At 70.8% G+C, this 24,621-nt stretch carries 22 protein-coding genes and 3 pseudogenes; 13 read left to right on the forward strand and 12 right to left on the reverse strand.

Features of this window, described 5'->3' with window-relative positions:
• Positions 1-93: 93 nt before the first annotated feature.
• Entirely contained in the window at positions 94-1,212 is a 1,119-nt protein-coding gene (locus KS423_RS11515) for an IS630 family transposase (protein ID WP_224277961.1), read from the forward strand.
• Positions 1,213-1,554: 342 nt separating this feature from the next.
• On the opposite strand, the gene KS423_RS11520 is transcribed toward KS423_RS11515, so the two are convergent.
• Both KS423_RS11520 and KS423_RS11525 read right to left on the reverse strand, forming a co-directional pair.
• Positions 1,555-3,018, reverse strand: a complete 1,464-nt coding sequence (locus KS423_RS11520; protein WP_224277963.1) for a hypothetical protein — start codon at positions 3,016-3,018, stop codon at positions 1,555-1,557.
• A 212-nt stretch (positions 3,019-3,230) separates the two neighbouring features.
• The gene (locus KS423_RS11525; protein WP_224277965.1) at positions 3,231-4,706 is read right to left on the reverse strand and encodes a CHAP domain-containing protein; all 1,476 of its coding nucleotides are present in this window, start codon (positions 4,704-4,706) and stop codon (positions 3,231-3,233) included.
• Between the two features lie 677 nt (positions 4,707-5,383).
• Here KS423_RS11525 and KS423_RS11530 point away from each other — a divergent pair.
• The 3 genes from KS423_RS11530 (at position 5,384) to KS423_RS11540 (ending at position 7,838) form a co-directional block, all read left to right on the forward strand.
• Entirely contained in the window at positions 5,384-5,905 is a 522-nt protein-coding gene (locus tag KS423_RS11530) for a hypothetical protein (RefSeq protein WP_224277967.1), read from the forward strand.
• A gap of 128 nt (positions 5,906-6,033) precedes the next feature.
• The gene (locus tag KS423_RS11535) at positions 6,034-6,558 is read left to right on the forward strand and encodes a hypothetical protein (RefSeq protein ID WP_224277969.1); all 525 of its coding nucleotides are present in this window, start codon (positions 6,034-6,036) and stop codon (positions 6,556-6,558) included.
• Entirely contained in the window at positions 6,540-7,838 is a 1,299-nt protein-coding gene (locus KS423_RS11540; RefSeq protein WP_224277983.1) for an MAB_1171c family putative transporter, read from the forward strand. The genes KS423_RS11535 and KS423_RS11540 overlap by 19 nt, the downstream gene beginning before the upstream one ends.
• 44 nt (positions 7,839-7,882) lie before the next feature.
• Here the strand turns inward: KS423_RS11540 and KS423_RS11545 are convergent, their stop codons facing one another.
• On the reverse strand, positions 7,883-8,869 hold the full coding sequence (locus KS423_RS11545) for a helix-turn-helix transcriptional regulator (RefSeq protein WP_224277985.1): 987 nt from the start codon (positions 8,867-8,869) through the stop codon (positions 7,883-7,885).
• Positions 8,870-9,253: 384 nt separating this feature from the next.
• On the opposite strand from KS423_RS11545, the gene KS423_RS11550 reads away from it, so the two are divergent.
• Positions 9,254-9,523 carry a hypothetical protein gene (locus tag KS423_RS11550; RefSeq protein ID WP_224277987.1) on the forward strand — a complete coding sequence of 90 codons (270 nt, stop codon included), beginning with the start codon at positions 9,254-9,256 and terminating at the stop codon, positions 9,521-9,523.
• 515 nt (positions 9,524-10,038) lie between these two features.
• Here the strand turns inward: KS423_RS11550 and KS423_RS11555 are convergent.
• Positions 10,039-10,380, reverse strand: coding sequence for a hypothetical protein (locus tag KS423_RS11555; protein ID WP_224277989.1), 342 nt, complete (start codon positions 10,378-10,380; stop codon positions 10,039-10,041).
• A gap of 317 nt (positions 10,381-10,697) precedes the next feature.
• Between KS423_RS11555 and KS423_RS11560 the strand changes: the two genes are divergently transcribed.
• Positions 10,698-11,174: a hypothetical protein gene (locus KS423_RS11560; RefSeq protein WP_224277991.1), complete on the forward strand. Its 477-nt coding sequence runs from the start codon at positions 10,698-10,700 to the stop codon at positions 11,172-11,174.
• 7 nt (positions 11,175-11,181) lie between these two features.
• On the opposite strand, the gene KS423_RS11565 is transcribed toward KS423_RS11560, so the two are convergent.
• Entirely contained in the window at positions 11,182-11,370 is a 189-nt protein-coding gene (locus KS423_RS11565; RefSeq protein ID WP_224277993.1) for a hypothetical protein, read from the reverse strand.
• A gap of 213 nt (positions 11,371-11,583) precedes the next feature.
• Between KS423_RS11565 and KS423_RS11570 the strand changes: the two genes are divergently transcribed.
• The 3 genes and pseudogenes from KS423_RS11570 to KS423_RS11580 all read left to right on the forward strand — a co-directional run.
• Positions 11,584-12,156, forward strand: coding sequence for a hypothetical protein (locus tag KS423_RS11570; RefSeq protein ID WP_224277995.1), 573 nt, complete (start codon positions 11,584-11,586; stop codon positions 12,154-12,156).
• A gap of 625 nt (positions 12,157-12,781) precedes the next feature.
• On the forward strand, positions 12,782-12,940 hold the full coding sequence (locus KS423_RS11575; RefSeq protein ID WP_224278011.1) for a hypothetical protein: 159 nt from the start codon (positions 12,782-12,784) through the stop codon (positions 12,938-12,940).
• Positions 12,941-13,047: 107 nt separating this feature from the next.
• Positions 13,048-13,281: pseudogene (locus tag KS423_RS11580) on the forward strand (IS30 family transposase); the annotation flags it as partial.
• A 168-nt stretch (positions 13,282-13,449) separates the two neighbouring features.
• Here the strand turns inward: KS423_RS11580 and dacB are convergent.
• From dacB to KS423_RS11600, 4 genes are all read right to left on the reverse strand, one after another.
• Positions 13,450-15,096 carry a D-alanyl-D-alanine carboxypeptidase/D-alanyl-D-alanine-endopeptidase gene (gene dacB, locus KS423_RS11585; protein WP_308020172.1) on the reverse strand — a complete coding sequence of 549 codons (1,647 nt, stop codon included), beginning with the start codon at positions 15,094-15,096 and terminating at the stop codon, positions 13,450-13,452.
• A 64-nt stretch (positions 15,097-15,160) separates the two neighbouring features.
• Positions 15,161-15,928 carry a DUF4097 family beta strand repeat-containing protein gene (locus KS423_RS11590; protein WP_224277997.1) on the reverse strand — a complete coding sequence of 256 codons (768 nt, stop codon included), beginning with the start codon at positions 15,926-15,928 and terminating at the stop codon, positions 15,161-15,163.
• A gap of 52 nt (positions 15,929-15,980) precedes the next feature.
• On the reverse strand, positions 15,981-17,321 hold the full coding sequence (locus KS423_RS11595; RefSeq protein ID WP_224277999.1) for an FtsX-like permease family protein: 1,341 nt from the start codon (positions 17,319-17,321) through the stop codon (positions 15,981-15,983).
• On the reverse strand, positions 17,318-18,058 hold the full coding sequence (locus KS423_RS11600; RefSeq protein ID WP_079136449.1) for an ABC transporter ATP-binding protein: 741 nt from the start codon (positions 18,056-18,058) through the stop codon (positions 17,318-17,320). The genes KS423_RS11595 and KS423_RS11600 overlap by 4 nt, the downstream gene beginning before the upstream one ends.
• A 305-nt stretch (positions 18,059-18,363) precedes the next feature.
• Between KS423_RS11600 and KS423_RS11605 the strand changes: the two genes are divergently transcribed.
• From KS423_RS11605 to KS423_RS11620, 4 genes and pseudogenes are all read left to right on the forward strand, one after another.
• Entirely contained in the window at positions 18,364-19,374 is a 1,011-nt protein-coding gene (locus KS423_RS11605) for a sensor histidine kinase (protein ID WP_224278001.1), read from the forward strand.
• Between the two features lie 33 nt (positions 19,375-19,407).
• Positions 19,408-20,076, forward strand: a complete 669-nt coding sequence (locus KS423_RS11610) for a response regulator transcription factor (RefSeq protein WP_308020173.1) — start codon at positions 19,408-19,410, stop codon at positions 20,074-20,076.
• A gap of 59 nt (positions 20,077-20,135) precedes the next feature.
• A complete protein-coding gene (locus tag KS423_RS11615; protein ID WP_224278005.1) occupies positions 20,136-20,588 on the forward strand; it encodes a hypothetical protein in 453 nt (150 codons plus the stop codon).
• A 105-nt stretch (positions 20,589-20,693) separates the two neighbouring features.
• Positions 20,694-21,077 (forward strand): annotated as a pseudogene (locus tag KS423_RS11620) (transposase); the annotation flags it as partial.
• Here KS423_RS11620 and KS423_RS11625 read toward each other — a convergent pair.
• The 3 genes and pseudogenes from KS423_RS11625 to KS423_RS11635 form a co-directional block, all read right to left on the reverse strand.
• Positions 21,063-21,831: pseudogene (locus KS423_RS11625) on the reverse strand (IS256 family transposase); the annotation flags it as partial. The pseudogenes KS423_RS11620 and KS423_RS11625 overlap by 15 nt on opposite strands.
• 460 nt (positions 21,832-22,291) lie before the next feature.
• On the reverse strand, positions 22,292-22,837 hold the full coding sequence (locus KS423_RS11630; RefSeq protein ID WP_224278007.1) for a hypothetical protein: 546 nt from the start codon (positions 22,835-22,837) through the stop codon (positions 22,292-22,294).
• Positions 22,837-24,621, reverse strand: a 1,785-nt coding sequence (locus KS423_RS11635) for a hypothetical protein (RefSeq protein WP_224278009.1), incomplete at its 5' end; no start/stop codon positions are given. The genes KS423_RS11635 and KS423_RS11630, both read right to left, overlap by 1 nt.

Consider the following 24,621-nt stretch of genomic DNA (forward strand, 5'->3'; position numbering starts at 1 on the left):
CTAGTGCTGTGACCGCATAGGTTCACCGGGTTGGCGCCGCAGGGCCTTCGGCCGGTTGGATGTCGTGAGACGTTCAGCTCGGAAGGGGGCCCGGTGGCGGAGCCGGTCAGGGTTCGCAGACTCACGGACCAGGAAGGCCAGCAGTTACAGCGGATCGTGCGTCGGGGCAGCACAAGCACGGTTCGCTACCGGCGGGCGATGATGCTGCTGGCCTCGGCCGGCGGCAACCGAGTCCCGGTGATCGCCCAGCTGGTTCAGGCGGACGAGGACACGGTGCGGGATGTGATCCACCGTTTCAACGAGATCGGCCTGGCTTGCCTGGACCCTCGATGGGCGGGAGGCCGTCCCCGCCATCTCAGTCCTGACGACGAGGACTTCGTCGTCCAGACGGCCACCACCCGCCCGACCCGGCTCGGCCAGCCCTTCACCCGCTGGTCGATCCGCAAACCGCTCGCCTACCTGCGCAAGATCCACGGCCGCGTGATCCGGATCGGCCGCGAGGCCCTGCGCTGCCTCCTCGCCCGGCGCGGCATCACCTTCCAGCGCACCAAGACCTGGAAGGAGTCCACCGACCCCGACTTCGACACCAAGATCGAGCGGATCGAACGCGCCCTGGAGCGCTTCCCCGACCGCACGTTCGCGTTCGACGAGTTCGGCCCGCTCGGCATCCGCCCCACCGCGGGCAATTGCTGGGCCGAACAGAACCGGCCCGACCGGCTCCCGGCGACCTACCACCGCACCCAAGGAGTCACCTACTTCCACGGCTGCTACTCGGTCGGCGACGACACCCTGTGGGGCGTCAACCGACGCCGCAAGGGCACCGCGAACACCCTGGCCGCACTGAGATCGATCCGGGCCGCCCGCTCCGACGGCGCCCCGGTATACGTGATCCTGGACAACCTCTCCGCCCACAACGGCAGGAAGATCCTGCGCTGGGCGGAGAAGCACAACGTCCACCTGTGCTTCACCCCGACCAACGCCTCCTGGGCCAACCCGATCGAGGCGCACTTCGGACCGCTGCGGCAGTTCACCCTCGCAAACTCAAACCACCCCAACCACACGGTCCAGACCCGCGCGCTGCACGCCTACCTGCGCTGGCGCAACACCAACGCCCGCCACCCCGACGTCCTGGCCGCCCAACGCCGCGAGCGCGCCCGCGTCCGCAGCGAGAAGGGCATCCGATGGGGCGGCAGACCCCTCCTCGCCGCGTGATCCAGCAACCCGGCGAACGTATGCGGTCACAGCACTAGCGACCCGGGCAGTCACTGCCGGCCGCACAGCAGCGAGGAGTACCTGTCGTCCCATCAGTAGGAGTTCGTGGACCGACCACAAGCTCCGCACCCGCAACCGGGTCGAACGCGTCGGGAAGTTCCGCCGCCCGGGTACGCCCCGCGGCGGTGCCGCGGGGCGCCGCCGCCGGGGAGGGACCGGGGTGGGACCGGGGTGGGCGGACGTCAGCGCGTGCTGCGACGGCCGGGGGAAGGGGCACACTGTTCCCCCGGCCGGCCGCCTCCCGGTTCGCGCGCTGCGAAGCAGGGCCTCGGCGGGCGGGTGTCAGCGGGTGGTGCTCGCGGTGATCGCGTCGGCGTCGTCGGCGCCGCCGGGGACCTCCTGCCAGGTGGTGGTCCACTGGCCGGTGCTGTAGTCGGCGTCCTTGGTGTAGACGCGACCGGTGGAACCGAGGACGTACACGTGCACGGTGTTGCCGGTGACCGCGCTCGCCACCCTTTCCCTGAGGCCGGTGCCGCCCTGGGGGGCCCAGTTGCCGGACCAGCCGGTGCCGGCGTAGTCGCCGTCGGTGGTGTAGAGGGAGCGGTCGGAGCCGATGATGTTCAGGTGCACGCGGTTGCCGGTGGCGGCGGCGGTGATGGCCTTGGCATCGGCGGCGCCGCCGGGGACCTCCTGCCAGGAGTCGCTCCAGCGCCCGGTGCTGTAGTCGGCGTCCATGGTGTAGACGCGGCCGGTGGAACCGAGGGCGAAGACGTGCATGGTGTTGCCGGTGACGGTGCTGGCGAGGGCCTTGAGACCGGTGCCGCCGAGGGGGACCCAGGTTCCGGACCAGCCGGTGCCCGCGTAGTCGGCGTCGGTGGTGTGGAGCGACCGGTCGGAGCCGATGATGTTCAGGTGCACGCGGTTGCCGATGGTGGTGGCGCTGACGGCTTCGGCGCCCTCGGCGCCGCCGGGCACCTCCTGCCAGGTGGTGGTCCACCGGCCGGTGTCGTAGTCGGCGTCCTTGGTGTAGACGCGACCGGTGGAACCGAGGGCGAAGACGTGCATGGTGTTGCCGGTGACCGCGCTCGCCACGGCCTTGAGGCCGGTGCCGCCCTGGGGGGCCCAGTTGCCGGACCAGCCGGTGCCGGCGTAGTCGCCGTCGGTGGCGTAGAGCGCCCCGTCGGAGCCGATCGTGCTGACCCGTGCCTTGGAGGCGGGCGCGGGGGCGGGAGCCGGCGCGGTCGTCATCGCGGCGACGATGCGCTGGGCGTCCGCGGCCTGGGGCTGGTAGGCAGCGGGGAAGGCGGAGCGCTGGACCTTCTGGCACACGACGCCCACCGGCTGGGTCTTCCAGCTGCCGTTGGGGTAGGCCGCCAGCATTCCGTCCAGGAAGGCGTTGGTGGCGTAGGCCGGGTCCAGGCGCTCCTCGGTGCTGCCCCACCAGGTCTGCTGCTGGAACAGCCCGACGCTGGTCGCGTCGAGGACGTTGGGGTTGTTGCGCAGTTCGGACTCGACGATCGCGGTGGTGACCGCGATGACGGCGGCCTGGTCGGGCAGGTCGTGGGCGCGGGTGGCGGCGACGATCGCCCGGGCGCAGGAGAACCGGTAGGCGGTCATGGCGTGGGCGAGTTTGCCGGTGAGGACGGTGTTCAGGCTCGTGGCGGCCGACCTGTCGGCGTCGGTGACGGTCCCGCAGGAGCGGTCGGGCTGGAGTGCGGCGTGGGCGGGGCCGGCCGTGACGGCCAGGGGCGAGAGCAGCGCGACGGCGGCGGCGGCGGGCAGAAGCTTGCGGAACTGCTTGCTCACGAGGGTGCGGTTCTTCCTGGTCTCGGGGCCAAGTACGAGGTACGGAATGCGGTGTGCGGGCAGCGGGGCCGGCACGGAAGGCAGGGGCGGGCGTGTGCGGTGGCACCTGGCTCGGGCCCGGCCCCGCGGGGTGGATCCCCCGGGGGCCGGGCCGTGGAGGTCGTGCACCGGTCACCGTGGCGGCGGCCGCCGGTACGGGACGCCCGCGAGGATCAGAGCGCGGAGGTGGCGGTGATCTCCTGGATGCCGCTGTTGCCCTGCAGGGGCTGGAAGGTGCTCCACGAGCCGGTCGCGTAGTCGCCGTTCGCGTTGTAGATCCGGTCGTCGGAGCCGACGGCGTACAGGTGGACGGTGTTGCCGACGGCGTTGGCGGTGATCTTCTTGATGCCGCTGTTGCCCTGCAGCGGCTGGAAGGTGCTCCAGGTGCCGGTCGCGTAGTTGCCGTCGGCGGTGTACACGGTGCCGTCCGACCCCGTGGCGAACAGGCGCACCGTGGTGCCGGTGGTGACGGCGGCGATCTCCTGGATGCCGCTGTTGCCCTGCAGGGGCTGGAAGGTGCTCCAGGTGCCGGTGGCGTAGTCGCCGTCGGCGGTGTAGATCCGCTCGTCGGAGCCGACGGCGTACAGGTGGACGGTGCTTCCCACGGAGGTGGCGGTGATCTTCTTGATGCCGCTGTTGCCCTGCAGCGGCTGGAAGGCGCTCCAGGAACCCGTCGCGTAGTTGCCGTCGGCGGTGTACACGGTGCCGTCCGAGCCGATGGCGAACAGGTGGACGGTGCTGCCGACGGCGGTGGCGGTGATCTGCTGGATGCCGCTGTTGCCCTGCACCGGCTGGAAGGCGCTCCACGAGCCGGTGGCCGTGTCGCCGTCGGCGGTGTACACGGTGCCGTCCGAGCCGATGACGAACAGGTGGACGACGGAGCCGATCTGCACGGCGGAGACCTTCTGGATGCCGCTGTTGCCGGGGACCAGCTTGAAGGCGCTCCAGGCACCGGACGCGAAGTCGCCGCCGGCGTTGAAGACGCTCCCGCCCGAACCGATCGCGAACAGGTTGGTGACGTCCTTGGCCACCGGGGTCGGCGCCGGGGCGGGGGCCGGGGTGTTGTCCGTGCCGCCGATCGGGGAGACGTAGCCGCTGATCGACTGGCCCATGTAGGAGCTGTAGCCGAGCGCCGAGCTGTACGGTCCGTCCAGGCGCACCCGCGACGTCGCGGCGAAGTTGCCGCGCTGGCCGCCCTCGTTGCCGCCGATCGACTTGATCTGGCCGTTGCCGACCTCGGTGACGATGGCAACGTGTTCGGCCCGGTTCGCCACGCCGTTGTAATCGAACACGACCGCGTCGCCGACGTGGGGGGTGCTGTGCAGGCCGCCGTTGTACTTGGCGAAGCTGGCGGCCGCCGGGGTCAGGCCTGAGACGTTGACACCGGCCTTCGCCCACACCCACTTGGCGAAGTCCGCGCACCAGTTCTCGGGCTGGCCGCCGTTGCCGGTGCAGCTGGAGTAGAAGCCGGTGGTCCCGGCGCTGTTGGTCGCGCAGGCGGTCTTGTAGTTGTTGGCCAGGGCGATGCCCGTGATGTTCGAGCCGACACTGGCGTGGGCCGAGGCTGCGCCGAAGGCCAGGCTGACCGGCACGATCGCGGTGGCGAGGGCGAGGGCGGCGCCGCGGCGGCGGGCGGTGGACACGGACATGACGAATACTCCTGTCGGCAGGCGGACGAGCGGCGGTGGAACGTCGGGTCGCGATGGGTCGAGGGCGGTCGAGCGCCCCGGTGGAAGAGGCTCGCGAGGTGGTGGAACGGGACGCGGGGGTTCCGGTGGGCGGGTGTGGTGAACGGTGGCCGCCCCGTCACCCGGTGAAGGCGGAACCACCTTCCCGAGCGGGGACGCCGGACGTGGCGGCACCCCGATCGGACTCGGCGGCGGCAGTGATCGGTGGTCGCTCGGCAGAGCGCGGGCACGGGCGAGGGAAGGCATCGGTGCGGTGGATCCGGATCGCGTTCCGCGGTGACGCTTCGTCCGGTCCGTCGGCCCCCGAAGCGGTGTTCCCCGGCGGCGGTCACCAGCTTCGCCGCAGCTCAGGGCGGACGGAAGAGCGTTCGGGTGGACGGAAGCGTCCCTGGCACGTTGCTGCCAGCGGGGCCGGGAGCGGCTGGCAGCTGCTCGTGGCAGGCGGCCTGTGCGGCGGGCGAGAACCGTGGCTGGCGGCCTCTGTGTCAGGCGGCCCCGATCCGCGTCGACGTGGGTGTGTCCGCGCGGGTCATCAGTGGGACCGAACCCGCCCGGGCGTGTTCCACGGGCGCCGACCGTCCGTGGGCGGACGTGGACCGGCGTCGGGTATCGTGACGGGATTCGAGGAGGGGGCCGAAGTGAAGGCAGAAGTGACCGGCGGACCTGATCAGCCGTCCGGCCGCGCCGCCGGCATCGCCCGCCGACTGGAGAAGCTCATGGCCCGGGAAGCGGCCAGGTGCGGTGGGCGGCCGCCGGCGTACCGGGAGATCGCCGACCGGATCAACCAGTTGGCGGGGCGGGACGTCATCTCGCGGGACACCGTCCGCAATCTGCACCTCGGTCTGAATCAGAAGGGCCAGGCCTCCAACCCCACGGTCGAGACACTCGACTGGCTGGGTCGGGGGTTCGGCATCAGCGCCGGCGCGAGCTACTTCCTGGACGATGTCAAGGCCGCCGTGGTGGACGAGCAGCTGGACCAGTTGGAGAAGATCGGCGAGCTGCGCCGGGCCCTGGGGAACGACGGGGTCATCAACCTCCTCCAGCGGGCCTCAGCGCTCTCCAACGGCAGCCTGAACGTGCTCCTGGCCCTCGCCGACAACCTCCGGCAGGTCGAGGAACGCGGCGCGGAACGCGGCAAGGGATCCAGCGAGGACGACTGAGCCGAGCCTGCGGACGCCGTCCCGGACGCCCGACGGCCGGGGCTGCGGAAGCGGTGTCCTTCCCGCCTCCCGGCACCCCGCGCCCATCCCCCCTCTGTCCCCCCGCGTCCGGAAGGACTACCTACCCCGTGGCGTTCCCTCCCGGCCTGCGCCGGCGCTGCGAGCGGCGGCTCACCGACCTGTCCCTGCCCGTTCCCTTCACCGTGGACGGATTCCGGAACTCCTTGGAGGACCTCCGGCAGCGTCCGATCCTCCTGGAGCCCATGCCCGCGCAGGGCACCGACCTGCCCTGCGGCCTCTGGATCGCGCTGCCCGGCGTCGACCTCGTCTACTACGAGGAGCGCACCAGTCCAGCCCATCAGGACCTGATCAAGCTTCACGAGCTCGGCCACGTTCTGTGCGGGCACCGCGGTTCCCTGGAGTTGTCCCGGTTGGCGGCGTTCTTGCCGGACCTGGCCCCGGAACTGATCGCCGAGGTGTTCGGCGCCGGGCGGACCAGCTACGAGACGGCCGAGGAGCAGGAGGCGGAGATGATCGCGCTGCTGTTGTCCGGCCTGCTCGGAGCGGAGACCGAGCCGGGTGCCGTACCCGGCCGACTGATCGAGAGCCTGCGGGGAGCGACACGCACCCACTGGTGGAGGAAGAGCCCCTGATGCGCCCGCTGTTCACCTGGCTGTTGCCCGCACTCACCTGGGGCGTGGTGCTCTGGAGGGCCCGCTCCGCCTTCGCCGGCAAGGCGAACCGCTCGCTCTGGGGCAGCTTCGCCGCGATCGCGGTCGGGGTCAGCGTGCGCCCGGCCGCCGTCGAGACCGCGCTCGCAGACCTGACCGGCGTCCGTGACGTGACCTTGCTGGTCAAGCACCTCGCCGGGGTGGCGGCCGCGTACTTCCTGCTGGAGTACGTCCAGGCAGTCCGCGGTCGGCCGCAGCCGCCCGGCGCCGCGAGGGTGCGGCTGCTGTTCGCCGGGGCCGCCGCCGGTGTTCTCACCCTGCTGTTCTTCCTCGTCCTCCCCCACGACTACGACGGCGCGTTCGGGATCGACGCACACTACGGGGATCCCGGGGTCGAGCTCTATCTGGGGGTCTTCAACACGGTCTTCGCGGTCGCGACGGCGCAGGCGACGGTTCTCTTCTGGTCCAACCGGGCGCGCGTTCCCCGCGGCACCGTCCGGGCCGGGGTCACCTGCCTGGCGGCGGCCGGCGCCACCGGCGTGGTCTACACGCTGTACCGCGTCTACTTCGTGCTGACCAGCGGGGACGCCACCCAGCTCGACGCCGACGGGACCCCGGTCCCTCTCACCGACACGATCTGCGAACTGCTGCCCGCCGTCATGATCATCCTGTTCGCGATCGGCCTGGCCCTGCCGCTGGCGGGTTCCTTCGCCGGTTGGGTGCGCGACCAGTACGTGCTGTGGCGGACCCATCCGCTCTGGGCGGACGTCACCGCGGCCGTGCCGCAGGTGGCGCTCGGCACCCCACGCGGTCGGCTGCGCGACCTGGCGACCCTCGGCGATCGCTCCGTCGACCTCACCCACCGCGCGTTCGCGCTGCGCGACGCGGCGCTGATCCTGCGCGACGGCACCGAGGTCGTCCCGGGCGGAGCAGAGCGGGTCCCGCACGAAGCGGCGCCGCTCCCGCTCGACGGCATGCCCGTCCCGCACGGGCCTGCGGCGGGCCGGCCTGACGCGGACGGCGACCGGGACGAGGACCTGGCCCGCGTCGAAGCCCGCTGGTTGCGTACGGCCCTGCGGCACCGGGCCCGGAACCTCCCCGTCCCCGCCCTGCCCGCGATCCTCCGGGCCGAAGCCGGAGGGCGCTCACCGCGCGAGGAGGTCGCCAGGTTGCTCGCCGTCGCGAACGCCTACCGCGCGCTCGCCCCGGACGGGGAGCCCGCGGAGGAGCGGCTACCGGGTCGGGACCGCTCCGGGGTGTGATCCACGCGCGGATCCGGATCCACGAACGACTGTGACCGCCCGGCTCACAGCCAACCGCGCTGAGCCGCCTTCAGACCCGCCTCGAACCTGCTGGCCGCCTCCAGACGCTCCATCAGCGCCGCCATGTGCCGGCGCACCGTACGCATCGACACCCCCAGGCGTCTGCCGACGACCTCGTCGGTCAGGCCCGACGCCAGCAGCCTGAGCAGTTCGCGCTCCCCCTGACTGACCCCGTCCTCGGGTCCCCGGTCCCAGGCCGCGCCCAGCGGGACCGCCGCCTCCCAGGTCTGCTCGAAGAGCGCGACGAGCGTTGCCACCATGCCGGGGGAGCTGGTGCACAGGGCACCGATCCGGGGGTTCTCCGGGTCGATCGGGACGAGGGCCGTGGTCCGGTCGAAGATCAGGAGCCGGGCGGGCAGCACGGGACTCGTACGGACCTCGCCACCGCGCTCGGTGGTCCGCTGTGCGTACGCGAAGGTCGCCGGGTCGTTGCGGACACTCTCCTGATAGACGACACGCATCCGCACCTGTCGGCCCAGGGCCTGTTCGTCGAGGGGACGGGAGGCCTCCAGACTCACCTCGGGCCGGGCACCGCCCGGGATGATCGACAGGCATTCCTCACTGAGCCGCCCGGTGAGGACCTCCAACCGAGCATGAACGGCGTCGAGTCCCAGCAGACGCTCATTGCCTTCCTGCTCGCTGTCGGGACGCAGGGTCGCGTACTCGGCGATGGCGCGGGCCGCAGCCGCCTTCCTGGCCGCCAGCTCGTGATGGCGCCTGGCCAGTTCCTCCTCCTGTCGACGCACCAGTTGTTCCAACCCGACTTCGAGACTGACGGCGCGCAGACCGCCGACCGTCTCCCGGGACGGTGCCAGGAGTCCCAGTTCGACCAGCCGGTCGAGCGCCTCCCTCACTCTCGGCTCCGTGGTGCCGGTCCGCCTCGCGAGTTCGGCGACGCCGCCGGGGTTCCCCTCCAACATCTGCCGGTAGACGCGCTCCGTCTGCGTGTCCAGGCCGAAAACGTCCAGCACGTGTTCCCCCGAGCTCCCAGTTCGCTGTCACGGCTCCCCCGCCGCTGACGATCATAATCGCCAATCGGGTCGATGGCACCAACCGGCCCGTCCCATTGATGCCAGCCCGTGCCCGTTCCTTCGGCCCGACCGAAGCATCAGGATGACGAACCATCGGGAGATCGGAAGGAGAGAATCCGCTCCCCGTCGCGTCGGCTCCCAGTCGGCCGCCCCCACTCCGGACCCCACTCCGGACCTGCTCCGGCCCCCACTCCCCCAGGAGGCAGTCGTGCTCCGCCCTCCCCCCACGCGCCCCGTCGTCACCTCGGGACCCCGACCCCCGGCCGTCGCGGCACCGGCCTCCCCACCCGCGGCACCCCCGACGATCGGACGGGCCTGAGCCGCATGCAGGTCGTGGTCGCACGCCTCAGGAGCCTGCAGAACAGCCCTCCCGCATCCACGGTCGCCGCAGTCGTCGAGGACCTGATCTGGGCTCACGCCCTGCCTTCGGACGGGATCGAGCACCTCACCGTTCTCCTGTCCGACGAAGGGCTGGACCTCTACGTGTTCCTTCGCTCCGACTCCGCGTCAACCGCCCTGGACCGGACCCGAGCCCTGATGCAGCGGGCCCGCAACCCGCTCTCCCGGCACAGCCTCGCCCTGGACCCCCTCTGATCCGGGACCCCGCACCGGACTACGGCGTTGCCGCAGCACCGCGGGCCCACGCGTGCGGCACCGTCGCCCGCCCGCGCGGGCCCGCACCGTGCCAGCCGACCGGCCACCGCACGACTGCGACTGAAATCGCCACCCTTCACCCCGAGCACCGCGGTCCTTGCGGGGGCGACCGGGCGGCGCGCGGTCCTCCCGCCGGCGGCCGGCCGGCCGACCGCCGCATTCCAGTGTCCAGCCCCGAAGGAGTTGATCATGCATCAGCCGAAGCCGCGGCCCGCCGCCGCGGCGCCCGCGGTGGAGGACGAGAAGGCCGTCGACGTGTCGGGCGCTGTTGCGCATCGAGGACGCCGGGAACGAGGAGCAGTCCTCGTCCTCTGCACGCCCCTGGGGAGCGCGAGTTCCTCGTCCAGCTTCCGCAGTGCACCCGTTCGCACCGGTCTGCCCGGCGACCCGGCGGCTCTGACCGCCTGCGTGCAACGACCTCGCCCGTTGGCAGAAGGAGGTCGAAGGCTCCGGGATCAAAGCCCGGGACCGGTGTAACCGGGGTCTGGGTGCTGGCGCGGCGTGTACCACTCGATGAGCCCCCACACTCCGAGAGCGAGTGCAGTCAGGGTCGTGAGCACCGTGATCCAGGGACGCCCCGTCCGTCGCGTGATCAGCGTCCAGGTGAAGAGCGGAACCATCGTGCCACCGAGCAGTATGAGCGGCAGATCGACGAAGAGCACGCTCAGATCGCGGGCATGGCCCTCGAACCCGCCATCAATGCTGAACGCGGCCCGTGGCGCCCACACCAGCAGCCCAGCCATTGCGCCGAGGCCGGCGAGCAGGCACCCGGCTGCACCCGCGGTCTTCTGATTCATATGGCCAACCGCCCTGAGTCGTCGCAGGGCCCTGGTGGCCATGCACTCCCAGGACAGCAAGCTAGGGGATCGGGGCTGGGGTCTGGGCTTTCGTTCGGAGTGAGGGCGTCGTACAGGGTCACCATGCGCTGAAAGGCCAGTCAACGCTTTACCCCGGGGCAGCACCCGAGGACGGCCCCGGGGGAGACACCCGGGGATCTGCGGCGGGCTCTTTCGCCTCGCCGGGCGGGCCTTGGGCACGTCGGGTCGGCCGGCCTCGCGCCGCCGGGTTGGCGGCTCGGGGTGACGAGTCCGGGGCCGTCGGCGTTGGAGCGGGGGTGAGCAGCATTTCCTCGCCCCGCCCTCGGCGCAGCGGCACCGGGTTGGGGCCGGGCGTCGCCGGCCGGGCCTTCGCCGTCGTGGGCCGGGCGCCGCGGTCCCCGCTTCCCTGGTCGCAGGAGTCGGTCGACGACGAGCTGCAGAGCGTGCTGGTCGGCCATCAGCAGTTGGTGGCCGCGCGGTGGGAGGCGGCGTTCGAGGACCTGGACGAGGACGTCCTCGGCGAGGTGGCCCAGGAGGCCCGCCAGGACGGGCAGGACCCGGGCCGGGCCGTCGATGTCTTCGTGCGGAGCCTGATCCGGCAGCTGGAGGACTGGAAACAGGCCGGCACCGCGTTGGAGGAGGCGCTGGAGAAGGCCGCGCTCGGGCGGCCGGCCGGCGCCCTGGCCGCCGAGCAGGGCCGGCTGTGGGGCGCGCGGCAGGCGCTGCTGGAAGCGGTTGCCCGTCACCACCACGGTGGCCCTGCGCTCTGGTGAGGTCTGATCAGCGGGCGGAGGTCTGCGGCCCGATCTGGTGGGCGCGCAGGATGGCGTCCAGCGCCAGGTCCGCGGTGGGGTGGGTCTTGGGGTGGGAGAGGGTGTCGACGAGGAGGCTGGCGCCGTCCGGCTGGTAGAGGAGGGCGATCCAGCCGGCGGCGCTGGTCCCGTGGTACCGGGGCAGGCTGTGCTCCACCGAACTCTGGCAGCCAGTGGCCGGTGGCAGCGGCGGTCATCACGGCCGTCACCGTCTGGTCGCTCGATGCGCGGCCGGACGGTGTTGTGCCGGCGGGATGGGGACGGTTTCATAGCGGTTCTGCAGGGCGGGCAATGTGGGGGGTCGGGGATGCTGGCGAGGGAGTACGGATACCGGGTGTCACCGCGGTCCGCGGCTGAAATGACTCCCGAGGTGCAGCAGCGTCTGGAGCAAGCCGTTGAGCAGCGGGTGGCGGCACTCCGCAAGTCACCAGGGCAGATCGGCTGGTTTGTCGGGGTGTGCGGTGCGCTGGGGTGGCTGATAGACAACTCGCCTGCGGGGATGTTCCCGGCGGGTCTTGCGGCCGGCCTCTTTGCATATGGGATCGCACGGCTGGGGACCTGGGCCGGCCTCAGGAGACCACAGCCCTGGCGGGAGATACTGGGAGCCCATCCCTGGCAGGTGTGGCCGTGCCGGATGGAACAGGTTCCGGGTGAGACGAGCAAGCGGCTCCTGCTGCTCGCCCCGGACGGTGCTGTGGCGGCGGCTTTCCGGGGTGAGGTACCGGATCAGGTCTGGCGGGGGATGACGGATGGCCGGGGCGTCGTATGGATTGCTGGTGATCTCCGTTTTGATGGCTTCGCCGCGCTGCCCGGCGGAGACCCGTGCTGGTTCATCCAACCCGTCCCGACGGTGTCTGGGGGCAACGGCGGCTTGTCGGAAGAGGTACAGCAACAACTGGTTCGTACCGCCATGACCTTTGCTTTCGACCGGTGGATCAATTGATCTATCGAAAACGGCCGTCTTCACGCGGTTGGCTTGGCCGAGGCGGTACGCCGGGGTGCCGGCTTCGGAGGTGGAGCGTGCCTTTGAGGATGGGGCGCGTACGTGGCGCAGCGTGCCGATAGCGTCGGTGGCCTGCTCGGCGGACCGTGGCCAGGCGGGGGGTGTCTGGGTGGGCCGGTGGGTCCGGGGGACGGTGGCGGGGGCGGGTCCGGGCGGCTGCTGGCGGCCCTTTGGGCGCTGCTGGGGACCGGGGCGCGGGCAGCGCCGGGACGAGGGCCCGGCGGGACGAGGAGGGCCTCACGGGCGGTTCAACGAGGGCGCCGGGCCGGGGCGCGGCCGCGTGGCGCGGGTCCGAGCTGCCGGCCTTCGCCGGACGCGCCCAGGGATCAACAGCCCCGCAGGGTGGACACCCCCGTGAGAGCCACCTACCGGGCTCCCACCAAACCCGCCACACCCAGAAAGCGTCTCGAGGGAACAGCAACTCCCTCACCACATCCGCGAAACCACCAGCCCAGCGCCCATCGGCTTCTCCGCCAGCAACATCAAACACCCGCCAGAGCCGACCCGCCCGGCCCCGCCCCAACCCGAAACCTTCTCAACCAACCAGCGAAACCCCAGCCGCGCGCTGTACGCGCAGTGGCCGCAGGTGGCACGCGAGTGCGTCGCGGTGCTGCGGATCGAGGCGGACCGCACGCCGGACGATCCGGCGCTGGCCGCGCTGGTGGTCGAACTGAACGCCCGCGACGCCGAATTCCGCACCAGGTTTGCGGGCCACGGCAGTTGACCACGTTGTCGAGGTGCTGCGTGACCTTCCGCCCGTCTCCGACTTCACCCTCCCGCCCGGCACCTGACGCGCCGGAGGCACCACCATGCCCGCCACCCCGACCGAGATCCACCGCGGCCGGCGTCCCGGTCTACTTCTGCCACCCGGCCAGCCCATGGCAACGAGGCTCCAACGAGAACACCGACTGCCCGCTCCGCCAGTACTTTCCCAAAGGTACCGACCTGTCCAGGCACACCCGCGAGGAGCTGGACGAGGTCGCCGCCGAACTCAACAGCCGCCCACGCAAGACGCTCGGCTGGGAGACCCCAGCCGAGCGCCTGGCTACACTGCTCGCGGCCTGACCAGCTGACCACGTGTTGCGGCGATCCCTCGGATTCGCCTGCGACAGCGGACCGTCATGCGCGGTTGAGGCCCACATCCGATCCTGATTCGAGCCGCGTGGCATGGAAGCGGCCGGCCTTCGGCATCCGTCTCCAGCTGCTGAATCGATCACCTGCTCGGGCTGCCCATCACGCCTTGGGCGACTTGTAGATGGTGGCGGCCATCGCTCCCAGTTGCTTGTTGGCCTTGAGCGCGAGGTCGATGGCATCGCTCACGGAGTCACTGGGCACCGGAATGTTGTTCACGTAGATCGCGAAGGCGTAGCGGCGGCCGTCCTTCGCATCGATATAGCCTGCGAGTGCCTTCGTGCCGAGAGCCAGCTTGCCCTGGTAGGAACTGACCAGGGTGCCAGTCTTCGCACGGATGTGTCCTGCGGCGGGATCGGTGCGCTCGATGACGTCGGCAAGCGAACCATCGACGCCCATGCTCGGCATGGAGTCGTAGAAGACGTCGAAGTCGTCCTGTCGTGCCAGGTGCCGCAGCAGCGCCACCTGGGCAGTCGGCGTCGCCTTGTCGCCGGGGAGGCCCTGGGCATCGACGAGGCTCACTGAATTCGGATCCACACCTGAGCGAACGAGGAACTCCTTCTCGATCTTCATGCCGTCTGCATAGGTTCGTTGCCCGTTGTGTGCTGCCATCAGCGGCGGCAGAAGGTTCGCCCCGAGGTTGTGGCTGACCTTGTTGATCAGCTTTGCGTACTCCTTGAAGGGCGGAGAAGTGTAGGTCGCCGATACGGGCAGCGAGCTCACTTCCGCCGACGGAGGAAGCTTGCTGTCGGGGTTCGCTCCCAGCGAGGGGGCGGATACGCTGACGCCGTTTCTGGCGAGTGCCTCGATGAGGACGGTGCGGGCGAACGCCGCCGGGTCGGGAACCTGGTAGGTCGTCACGAAGGGAGCCTTCACGTCCGCGGGCACGGAACCTCGCACCCGAATGTGACCAGGACTCACGCTTTCGGTCGTCACCGTCGGCTTGCTTCCGGCGGGCGTGGTCGTCACCTGCGCGTCGACGCCGAAGGCGGCCGTCTTCGGGCGCCAGTCGACCTTGGCCGGCTCGCCGGGTGCGCCCGGCGTGATGAGCACGTCGATCAGGTTGTCGTTGACGATGGTCGGAGTGACCGGCACCCCGCCGATCGACACCGGGTCCCAGAGTCGGTTGTCGATCACCACGTCGCCGTCGACATGGCGGACTCCACTGGCCGCAACCTGTCGAGCCAGCTCGTTGACACCTGCCAGCGGATCCTCTTCGGTGATGGTCGCCATGCCGGGTACGGCGTTGGCGTCATAGTGGTCGAAGTCGGGGACGTCCAGTCCGCCTGACGCGGTGGTCCGCCCACCGAGTGCCAGATCGCCGCTCCCGACCAGGATGAGATCGCCGGAGAGCCGCCCGTCCGCGGAGACCGTACCCGAATGCACCACGGGCGTACGGAAGCGATGGTCGTCACCCAGGACATCGAGCGCAGCACTGACCGCGAAGGTCTTGGCCGTCGAACCGGTCATGAACTGAGAATCGGCGCCCTTGGATTGGACGACCTTCCCCGTCTGCAGATCGGCGACCTGCAGGCCCCACTGGCCCGACGACCACGGCGCGGTACTCATGAGCTTCTGCAGGTCGGCGCTTACCCGTGTAGCACCCGGTGCCGGAGAGGCTGAGTTGTCCGTGGAGTCGTGGGAGCACGCCGTCATCGCCACGGCAGCCGTCATCGAAGCGGCGAGCGCCAGGGCTGTACGCCGCCGTACCCGAGGTGTCCTGATTCCGGAGAGGGAGTTGCTTGACATTCGTTCTTTCCTGTTCGACTTTCGCGCTCGATCGAACGCTTCCGGCCTGGTTGCTGCGCGGCGGCTAGGACTTCCCGCCCTTGCCGATGGCGATGCTGCCGTTGCGGGTCCTGACGGCCACGGAATGGCCGCTCGCGTCGTCCTTCGCGACGTTCACGGTGACGTCGCCCTTCTTCGCGGCCGTGCGGACCGCGTACTTCGATTCCGGCAGGCCCAGCTCGACGTTGCCGTCCCTGCTCTGCACGTCGACCAGGTCGGGCACGGCGGCCAGGCCCAGGTCGACGTTGCCGTTCCGCGACGTGACGCTGACGGACCGGGCGGAGATCCCGTCGCCCTCGATGCTTCCGTCGCCGCCTTCCAGGGCCAGCTTGGCTCCGTGGAGGTCCGACAACCGGACGTCGCCGCCGGCGGTCCTGGCCGAGAAGTCCGCGGTGAAGCCGGTGGCCTCGATGCGCCCCTTGCCGCTCTCGGCGGTGACGGCGACCGCGCGCGGCACCTTCACGGTGTACTTCGCGCTGCAGTCCACCGAGATCCCCGTGCAGTCCAGCGAGAGTGTGAGCGTGCCCCCTTCGAGCTGCCAGCCGGACCCCACCTCCCCGCCAACCTTCCTGCCGCTGACCCGTCGTTCCACCTGAACGCCCTCGATGTCGGCGGCCACCAGCGCGAGGTCGGCGGAACCGGACTTGACGGTCAGGCTGCCACCGGCGAAGTCGAAGGACTTCGATTCCACGGTCGCGTCGGCCGATGCGCCGTCCGTGGTGCAGGCCGTGGCGGCGAGGCCGAGGAGCGCGGCTCCACCGAAGGCGAGAAGCGTGCGCGTGGTCAGTTCCATCGAATTCTTCCTTCGTCAACGAACATGGCGGTGTGGATTCCCGCACCCCGGTTCACGAGCGCAGCGCCCGGACCGCGACCGTGCGCGACACCCGGGCCGCCTGCAGGACCAGCGCGAGGCAGGTGGTGACCAGCGTCCCGGCGGCGAGCGCCCCGAGCGTGGCCCAGGGGAGGCCCGCCAGGACCCGGACGACGTCGATCCGGGCTCCCAGGGCGATGGTGAGACTCGACACGGCGACGAACAGCGCGCCGAAGACGATCGCCGTCCCCGCGTAGATCGCCCCCTCGTAGACCATCGACCGGGTGACCACGCCCGGCCGCGCACCGGCCACCGTCACGACGGCGGAGTCACGGGCGCGCTCCCGCCCGACGAGGGCGATTACGGCGAGGCCCCCGACCCAGGACACGACGAAGACCCAGCCCAGCACGACCAGGATGTTGTCCAGCCCGGCGCTGCCTCCGGGCATGACCTTCCCCATCACCATGAAGAGGCCGACGAACGACAGGGAGAGCGCGAAGGGCAGCACCGTGGTGACGCTCCTCGTCGCGCGGGCCCGGCACGACTGCACGGCAAGGTGCCAGGCGACGCCGCGCGAGGGCACCAGCGCCGTCCAGAGCTTCATCAGCGGGGTGAGCACCCACGGCCCCATCAGCAGCAGCAGGCAGACGAGGAAGAGGTTCCCGGCGAACGCGAAGGCCGTCCGCTGGGCGAGCCCGCCCTTGAGTTCGAGGCCCAGGCCGGGGACCCACATCCCGACCACACCGGCAAGCAGGCACAGGGCGAGGCCACCGCGGGCGACGCCCGGCCGCGCCGGGGGATCGGAGAAGTCCCGGAAGGCGCGCATCTCCGGCGTCCTGGCGGCCCGCCGGGTGACGCCCCAGCCCCCGAGCAGGCACGGGACCAGTCCGAACAGCACGCTCACGCCGACGTACCAGAACCGGAACCCGACCGAGGCCCCGTGCAGTTCGAGACCCGTCCCCTTCCACTGCGCGAGGGCGACACCCGCGACCAGCAGGGCGAGCGGTGCGGCCAGCGCGCCGGCCACCGCGCCCAGCACCACCAGCTCCGTCCGCAGGATGAACCTGACCCGGTGGCGCGGAATCCCGAGGATCACCCACAGGGCGTGCTCGCGCCGCTGGGTCGTCAGCGTCAGACCGACCGCGGAGGCGACGATGCCCACGGCGGCGAGTACGGTGAAGAAGACGATGTTGCCGCCGAGGGCGATCGACGCGGAGACCATCCGCGCGTCACCCGCTGCCCGCGCCGCCGAGACGGCGGTGAACATCGCGATGGCCGAGCCCGCCGAGCACGCCGCGCCGACCGTGGCGCACAGGAGCGTCCACCACCACATCGACGCCTGCAGGCGGATGTCCGACAGCACGAGCCGGATCACGACTCCTCCCCGCCCGCCTCGTCCGCCGACTGCGCCGCGAGGACGGCGTCGCCCACCGCGCGGGAGTCGCCACCGGGGATGACGGCGTGTACCCGCCCGGACCCCATCACCACGACCTGATCGGCCCGCGCGGCCGCATGAGGGTCGTGGGTGACCATGAGCACCGTGCTCCCCTGCGCGGGAAGCGCCTGCAGCCAGTCGAGCACCACATGCCCCGACTTGAGGTCGAGCGCACCCGTCGGCTCGTCGGCGAAGACGATCCGCGGCTGGTTCGCCACCACCCGGGCCACCGCGACGCGCTGGCGCTCGCCACCGGAGAGGCGGTCGGGGCGTCGCCGCGCGTGCTTGGCGATGCCGAGCCGCGCCATGGCGTCCTCGACCCGCGCCCTGGGCACCCGGCGGCCGGCGAGCCGCGCCGGGAGGGCGATGTTGTCCTCGACCGTCAGCGAGCTGACGAGGTTGTACTCCTGGAAGACGAAGCCGATGTTCTCGCTGCGGAACGCGGCCTGCTTGCGGGGGCTGAGTGAGCGGACGTCCGTCCCGAGGATCTCGACGGACCCCGCGGTCGCCCGCTCCAGCCCGGCCGTGCAGAGCAGGAGCGTCGACTTGCCCGAACCGGAGGGGCCGACGACGGCGGTCAGCCGGCCTTCGGGAATCTCCAGGTCGATGTCGTGCAGAACGCGCGTCGTCTCGCCCCGGCGGCCGGGAATGGGGAATTCCGTCCGAAGGCCGCGCAAACGAATGCACGGCACGGGAGCGGTAGTGGAAAATGGCATGAATCAAGGAAAGCAGGGCCTGGCAGTGGAGTGCACGGGTGCCTGCACTGCTATTGGGGTAGACTTGGATCTACCGCCCGACCGATCCGAACTGTGCGAAAATGTTGATCATGGCGCAGATTCGTGTTGCCCGGAGGCTGCTGACCGAATTCGTCGCAGCGGCCGCCTTTCCGATTCTCCTGATTTCCGTTCTCGCTGCGCCGGTCTCGGTTCCGGTGGTGGCCGAACTGGACCGCTCCAGGGCGCAGTGGTGCGGAGTCCGGACGATGCCGCTGCGACCCGCCGACCGCAGCTGGCCGCAGTGGGTGGCCGGTCGGCTGCGGGCACGGTCGGTGTGGAGGACCGACCTCCCCGTGTTCGTCACCGCCGCGCTCCTGTCCGCGCTCTCGCTGTTGGTGGGCTTCTTCGGATTCTTCGGCGCTCTGGCGCTGGTTTTCTCCCCCGTCTTCTGGGGTTTCGGCATCGCCGCGAAAGTCGGCCCGTTCACCCCGGCCGCCCTGTGGGAAACCCTCGTGGCGGTGCCCGCGGGAATCGCCCTCTGTGCGGTCACCGTGGGCGCGCTGGCCGGCATCTCCCTGCTCCGCGACCTGCTCCTGCGGGCCTTCTCGGGGAGCCGGAACCCCGACCTGCTCGCGAAACTGGAGGAACTCCGCGCCAGCCGGGCCTCGCTGACGGCGGCCTTCGAGAACGAGCGCCGGCGCATCGAGCGTGACCTGCACGACGGCGCCCAGCAGGAACTCGTCGCCCTCGTCATGCGCCTGGGAATCCTGGAAGCCACAGCGACGGCCACCGACCAGGAACGGATCGTCCAGCTGGCCCGCCAGGCCCAGGCCCAGGCGGAGCGCGCGCTCGAACGGCTGAGGGAGACGGTGCGCGATATCCACCCCAGCGAACTGAGCGATCTCGGTCTCATCGCCGCCGTCCGGGAACTGGTGGCCAGATCACCGTTGCAGGTCGAACTGACCAGCACCGGTACGGACGCCTGGCTCTCCTCGCCGATCGCCACGGCCGTGTACTTCACGGTCTCCGAGGCCCTGACGAACATCGCCAAGCACGCGGGCGTCGGGAGCGCCCGGATCGAGATGCGGTGCACCGAGAGCGGCGTCCGCGTCCGGGTGGACGACGACGGCGCCGGCGGCGCGCGGATCAGCACCGGATCCGGGCTCTCCGGGCTGCGTGAGCGGATGCGAAGCGTCGGTGGGAACCTCGAAATCATCAGCCCGCCGGGCGGCGGAACGGAGGTCGTGGCATCCGCCCCGGCCCAACCCCCGTGGTGACGGAATTCGACAGGGAAAAGCGATGGGAAATCGATTGTGAGAATCATTCTGGCGGACGACAGTCTGCTGATACGCGCCGGAATCCGGGAGATCCTGGTTTCCAGTGCCCACGACGTGATCCGCGAATGCGAGGACGCCGACGAACTGGTCGCCGCTGTCGACGACCTCACCGCCGCCGGAGCCGCCCCCGACCTGGTGATCACGGATGTCCGCATGCCGCCCGGGAACACCGACGACGGACTCCGGGCCGCGATCGACATTCGGTCGCGGCACCAGGACCTGCCGGTACTGGTCCTCTCCGCCTACGTCACGGGCCCGTACGTGCGCGAACTCCTGAACGGCCCGGGCGCCGACGGGGCCGTCGGCTACCTGCTCAAGGAGAAGGTGGGCAGAGTGGCGGACTTCCTGCGGGCCGTCGAGACGGTCTCCGGCGGCGGAGTGGTGATCGACCCCGAGGTGGTCCGCCACGTCACCCGCGCCGACCCGCCGCGGGGCCCGCTCGCCCGGCTCACGGCCCGCGAACAGGAGGTGCTCGCTCTCATGGCCGAAGGCCGCTCCAACGCGGAGATCGCGGCAGAGCTGTTCCTCTCGGGCGCCGCCGTGGCCAAACACGTGGGGAACGTCTTCCTGAAACTCGGCATGCCCTCCGGCGAGGACAACCGCCGGGTGAAGGCCATCCTGACCTGGTTCGAATACAACTAGTACTCCAGCCGTAGATCGTGATCATGGATGGGCGGGTGGCTCGCCGGTAGCCTGCCCATGTGGCTGAGACCTGGGACGAAGAGCAGTTGATCGCGGACGGCTTCGAGCGTGTGTACGTCGAGTTGGAGTGGTACGACGGGCCTCGTTCCGGCCTCGCTGACATCGACGGCAAGCCCCACTACTTCCACGGCTATGACCAGTACCTCGGCGACGAGGCCGACGAGTACCGCGTCTGGCCCACAAGCGCGGCTGTGGTGGAGTTGGAGCGCGAGCAGTGGGCGATCTTCGTTAGGTGGAACGAGTGCCATGAGGCAGGGACGGTCGGGCCTGAGAGCCATCCGGGCCACGGCGGGATCGACGCCCGCTACGACGAACTGAACGCACTGCTTGCACCCCACCGTCAGGCGCCGGACGACGCGCGTCGGCTCGTGGGTGAGATGCGGTTCGATGACGGCGGTCGCTACCGGGTCAGCGGGATGGGCTACTGGTTCCGGTGGAGTCCGAGCAGGTGAGGCCTCCGTTGATCATTAGGTGTTGTGTGGACAACCAATGATCACGCGGCCGCCTCGGACGCCAGCGTAGTGCCTGCTGTTTGGCAGGAGGCATTCGAGGGCCTGATGGCCAAGGTGGCGGGCCGGTTCGCCCGAGTGGAGCCGCGTCGCCGGGCGCGGGCGTTCGTGCTCGGCCTGCTTGCCGACCTCCCTCGGAAGAACTGCTGGACGATCGCCGAGCATGCCGGTGACGCAAGTCCTGCCGGCATGCGGCATCTGCTCAGCCGAGCGTCCTGGGACGCTGACCGAGTCCGCGACGACGTGCGGAGCTTCGTGGTCGACCATCTCCGCGACGAGAACGCCGTGTTGGTCGTGGACGAGACCGGGGACCTGAAGAAGGGAGCCACGACCGTCGGGGTACAGCGCCAGTACACGGGCACCGCAGGCCGGATCGAGAACTCCCAGGTGGCTGTCTTTCTCGTCTACGCCGCCGAGGCCGGGCACGCCGCCGATCGCGTCCACGAGGCCGGCGTGGGCGTCGGAGACGACGAGCTTGACCCCGCTCAGTCCGCGGGCGACCAGGGAGCGCAGGAATGCGGTCCAGCCGGCCCCGTCCTCGCTGGCGGCGATGTCGATGCCGAGGATCTCGCGGTGGCCGTCGTTGTTGACGCCGACCGCGACCAGGGCGTGGACGTTCACCACCCGGCCGCCCTCGCGGGCCTTCTGGGTGAGCGCGTCGACCCAGACGAACGTGTAGGGACCCTGGTCGAGGGGCCGGTTGCGGAACTCGGCCACCCGATCGTCCAAGTGCCCCGCCATCTGCGACACCTGGGACTTGGACAGCTGGGTGACACCGAGGCTCTCGGCGAGCTTCTCGACCCGCCGGGTCGACACGCCGAGCAGGTAGCAGGTCGCCACGACGCTGATCAGAGCCTGCTCGGAGCGGCGCCGGCGTTCCAGCAGCCAGCCGGGGAAGTACGAGCCGGAACGGACGCGCGGGATCGCCAGGTCGATCGTGCCGACGCTGGGGGTACCCCCGGCCGAAGGCTGGGGGAGTGTCCCAGTCCCGGTGCCGGTATCCGTTGCGGGAGTTGACGCGGTCTTCGCCGGGCCGGCCGTACTTGCCGCCACAGGCCTGGTCGATGTCGGCGGACATCATCGCCTCGGCGAAGGCCTTCACCATCGCGCGCAACAAGTCCGGACTCGCCGAGGCCAGGTTCTCCTCCAGCAGGGCGGCGAAGGGCAGACTGTCCGGTGCGGTCATCGTGCGGATCTCCTTCAAGAGCTTGGTCGTTCTCGAAGAATCAGCCGGTGGCCGTCTTACGTTCTCAGGCGACACCCACTACCGGGACGAAACCCCTGGATCAGGTGGAACCCGTACACCACTTCCCTGGACGCAACCCAGGTCCCAGCATTGCTCCCGGACGGCAACGGGCTCAGCCAGCGCCCGTACGTCTTCGAGATCATTCGCAACGAGTACCGGGATTGTCTCCGGAGCTTGGGGCGGCGTGAGGCCCGTAATGAAAAGTGGGTCTCGCAGACGCTGCCGCTGGTCGTCCAGGTACTTCCGGACAGTGAATGCATCTTCAACCAGACGGCCCGAGAGCTTTGGGCCGCCGCAGGAGAACTCGACCCGACGCAGCAGCTCCTGATTCAGCCCCCGCGCCGTAGCGCGGGGCCCCCGCTGCACTGTGGGCGGTCTATCCGTTCGCCGCTGTGGTGGGTCAGCTCAGGTCGAAGTCGTTGGGGTCGAAGTCGAAGTCGTCCGGCCCGAACCCGCCGTAGCCGGCGCCGCCGTTGAAGTAGTCCGCGAGGGCCTGGCCGATCACGGCGCGCACCTCGTCCTCGTCCTCGGCGACGGCCAGGGCTGCGGCCTGCTCGCCCGTCAGGTTCAGGTGGATGTCGCGGGCCCGGACCGCGTCCGAGCCGCGGATCTCGAACGTCACGGTGCGACCGACCCGGGCCCCGATCCCGGAGACCGTGCCGCGCTGCGCGAGCTGCTTGGCCTTGCGCTCCCGGCCGCGCTCGGTGGTCTGCACCTCGACTGCCTCGCGCTGCAGCTGGTCGATGTGCTTGGTTGGGTGGCGGGTACCGTCGATCCAGCGCTGCACCGTACGCGGCGAGACGCCGTAGGCCGCGGCCATGGCCTTGGTGTTCCCGCCGTACTTGCGGTCCCGTACCTGGCCGGCCTGTGTCGTGGACTGCACCGGTGCCTTCCGGGAGGGGAACAGCGCTTCCCGCACCCGGCCGAACAACCCCTTGCCCGCCATCAGTTCCCGCCTTCCTCATCGTCGGTGTCGGTGCCGGCGTCCCCGCCATCGGCACCGGTCTGCTCCTGGCCGATCGCGGTGCCGTCGGTGGTGTAGTGGTGGACCAGTTTGGAGGGGTGCTCCCGGCGCTCCATCGCCTCGACCACGGCCGTGAGCGGGATCGAGGACTCGTGCTTGTGGCTGCCCGGGGCGATGCCCAGGCGCAGCGCGCCGGGGACCGGGGTGCCGTCGTCCTTGACCGGGAGCAGCTCCAGCGGCGAGGGGGCGTCGGCGGCGTACAGGTAGCTGTCCACGTTGACCGCGAAGGGGGCCCGGCCGGTGAGCAGCAGGGTCTTGCGCAGGCGGCGGTGGGCGGCGATGCGGGCGGCGGCGATGACGTGGAAGCGCAGCGCGGGGTCGTAGGACCAGGAGGCGGCGACCTTCTCCAGCCACGTCTGGTCGTCCAGGTGGCGGGCGGAGTCGGCCCACTTGCCGATGCCGCCCTTGTAGATGTTCTTGTAGGTCCCCGCGAGGACCAGGGCGTCGGCGCGCACCGGGTCGGTGCCGATGTCCTTGTGGGCGGCGTAGGCGGCCAGGAACTCGGTCGGGCTCTGGCCGTCGGTCAGGCCCAGGTCTGCGTAGGTGCGCTTGTAGCCGCCCCGGATGCGGCCGGTCCATTCCTTGAGCAGCGGGGCGGTGTGGGCGGCCAGGTAGGCGGCGGTGATGGTGGCCGGGTCGAAGTTGTAGGTGGTGGCCATGTAGGCGACCGTCACGGTGGCGTACCAGCCGGGTCCGGTCGGGGGCTGGCCGTGGAAGGTGGCGGGGTGCGGCAGCAGGGGGTCGACCTCGGTGGTGGTGAAGTCCGCCCACCAGAGGCCGGCGGTCTTGCCGCCGTCCCAGGCCGGGTTCTCCACGTACGTCAGCGGGCCGATGGGCAGGCGCAGGGAGTCGGTGACGGACAGGTAGCTGGCGCAGACGTCGACCGCGACCGCCCACTGGCGGCCGGCCTCCTCGGTGGTGAGGGGGCGGGCCCACCACTTGTAGTCCTCCTCCTCGCACACCGCCTCGCCCTTGGCCAGCAGCTCGCGGGTGAGCGGGTGCCGGGCCCCGGCGGCCGGCGGCACGCACAGGTCACCACTCGGCAGGGCGCCCTCACGCAGATGCGAGGACCACTCCCCCGTCGCCTGGTCCTTGACCCACTCCACGCGCGGGCGCACCGCGTCCAGGAGCAGCATCGCGGTGGAGGCGGTCGTCGCACCGGGGGCGACACCCAGGTCCGCGGTGAAGGCCCGGTAGCGGCGAGCCAGGGTGAGCCCGTCCCTGGTGCTGTCGGGGGCGGTGGCCAACGGGCCCGCGAGGGCGCTGGTGGCCTGCTGGCGGCCGTCGCCCTGGCCCAGCCACGGCGCCACGGTGACCCGGACCGAGGTCTTCGGGCCGCCGGCCGACCCGGCACGGCGGAAGGCGTGGAAGGCCGGGCCGATCTGGTCGCTGATCTCCATGCCCACCGTGGCGGCGGCCTTCGCCAGCTTGGCCTGGAGCGCGGTCAGGGCCTTCTCGGTGGTCGGGAGCGCGGCGGGCAGGCCGAGCTGCTTGAGCGCGGCGGCGGTCAGGCAGACCATGCCGTCGCCGCCCCGTCCGGCCGGGTGGGCGCGCTCGACGCGCAGCGGCAGCCCGGTGCCCAGCCACGCGAACCAGTCGCCGAGCTTGATGCCGGCCGGGGCCGGGATCTGCGGGACGTCCAGCACCCAGCCGCCGCCGTCAGCGACGTCCAGCGCGACCGCCGGCCACCACCGCGCAGCGGCAGC

It is taken from the genome of Streptomyces sp. LS1784, assembly GCF_020103755.1.
Classification (GTDB): Bacteria; Actinomycetota; Actinomycetes; order Streptomycetales; family Streptomycetaceae; genus Kitasatospora.

Bases quoted from the DNA above. Each gene is read 5' to 3' on its own strand.
- KS423_RS11550 (WP_224277987.1), top strand. From the start codon at position 9,254: ATGCAGGTCGTGGTCGCACGCCTCAGGAGCCTGCAGAACAGCCCTCCC.
- KS423_RS11630 (WP_224278007.1), bottom strand. From the start codon at position 22,837: ATGGCGGGCAAGGGGTTGTTCGGCCGGGTGCGGGAAGCGCTGTTCCCC.
- KS423_RS11525 (WP_224277965.1), bottom strand. From the start codon at position 4,706: ATGTCCGTGTCCACCGCCCGCCGCCGCGGCGCCGCCCTCGCCCTCGCC.
- KS423_RS11590 (WP_224277997.1), bottom strand. From the start codon at position 15,928: ATGGAACTGACCACGCGCACGCTTCTCGCCTTCGGTGGAGCCGCGCTC.
- KS423_RS11555 (WP_224277989.1), bottom strand. From the start codon at position 10,380: ATGAATCAGAAGACCGCGGGTGCAGCCGGGTGCCTGCTCGCCGGCCTC.
- dacB (WP_308020172.1), bottom strand. From the start codon at position 15,096: ATGTCAAGCAACTCCCTCTCCGGAATCAGGACACCTCGGGTACGGCGG.
- KS423_RS11605 (WP_224278001.1), top strand. From the start codon at position 18,364: ATGCCGCTGCGACCCGCCGACCGCAGCTGGCCGCAGTGGGTGGCCGGT.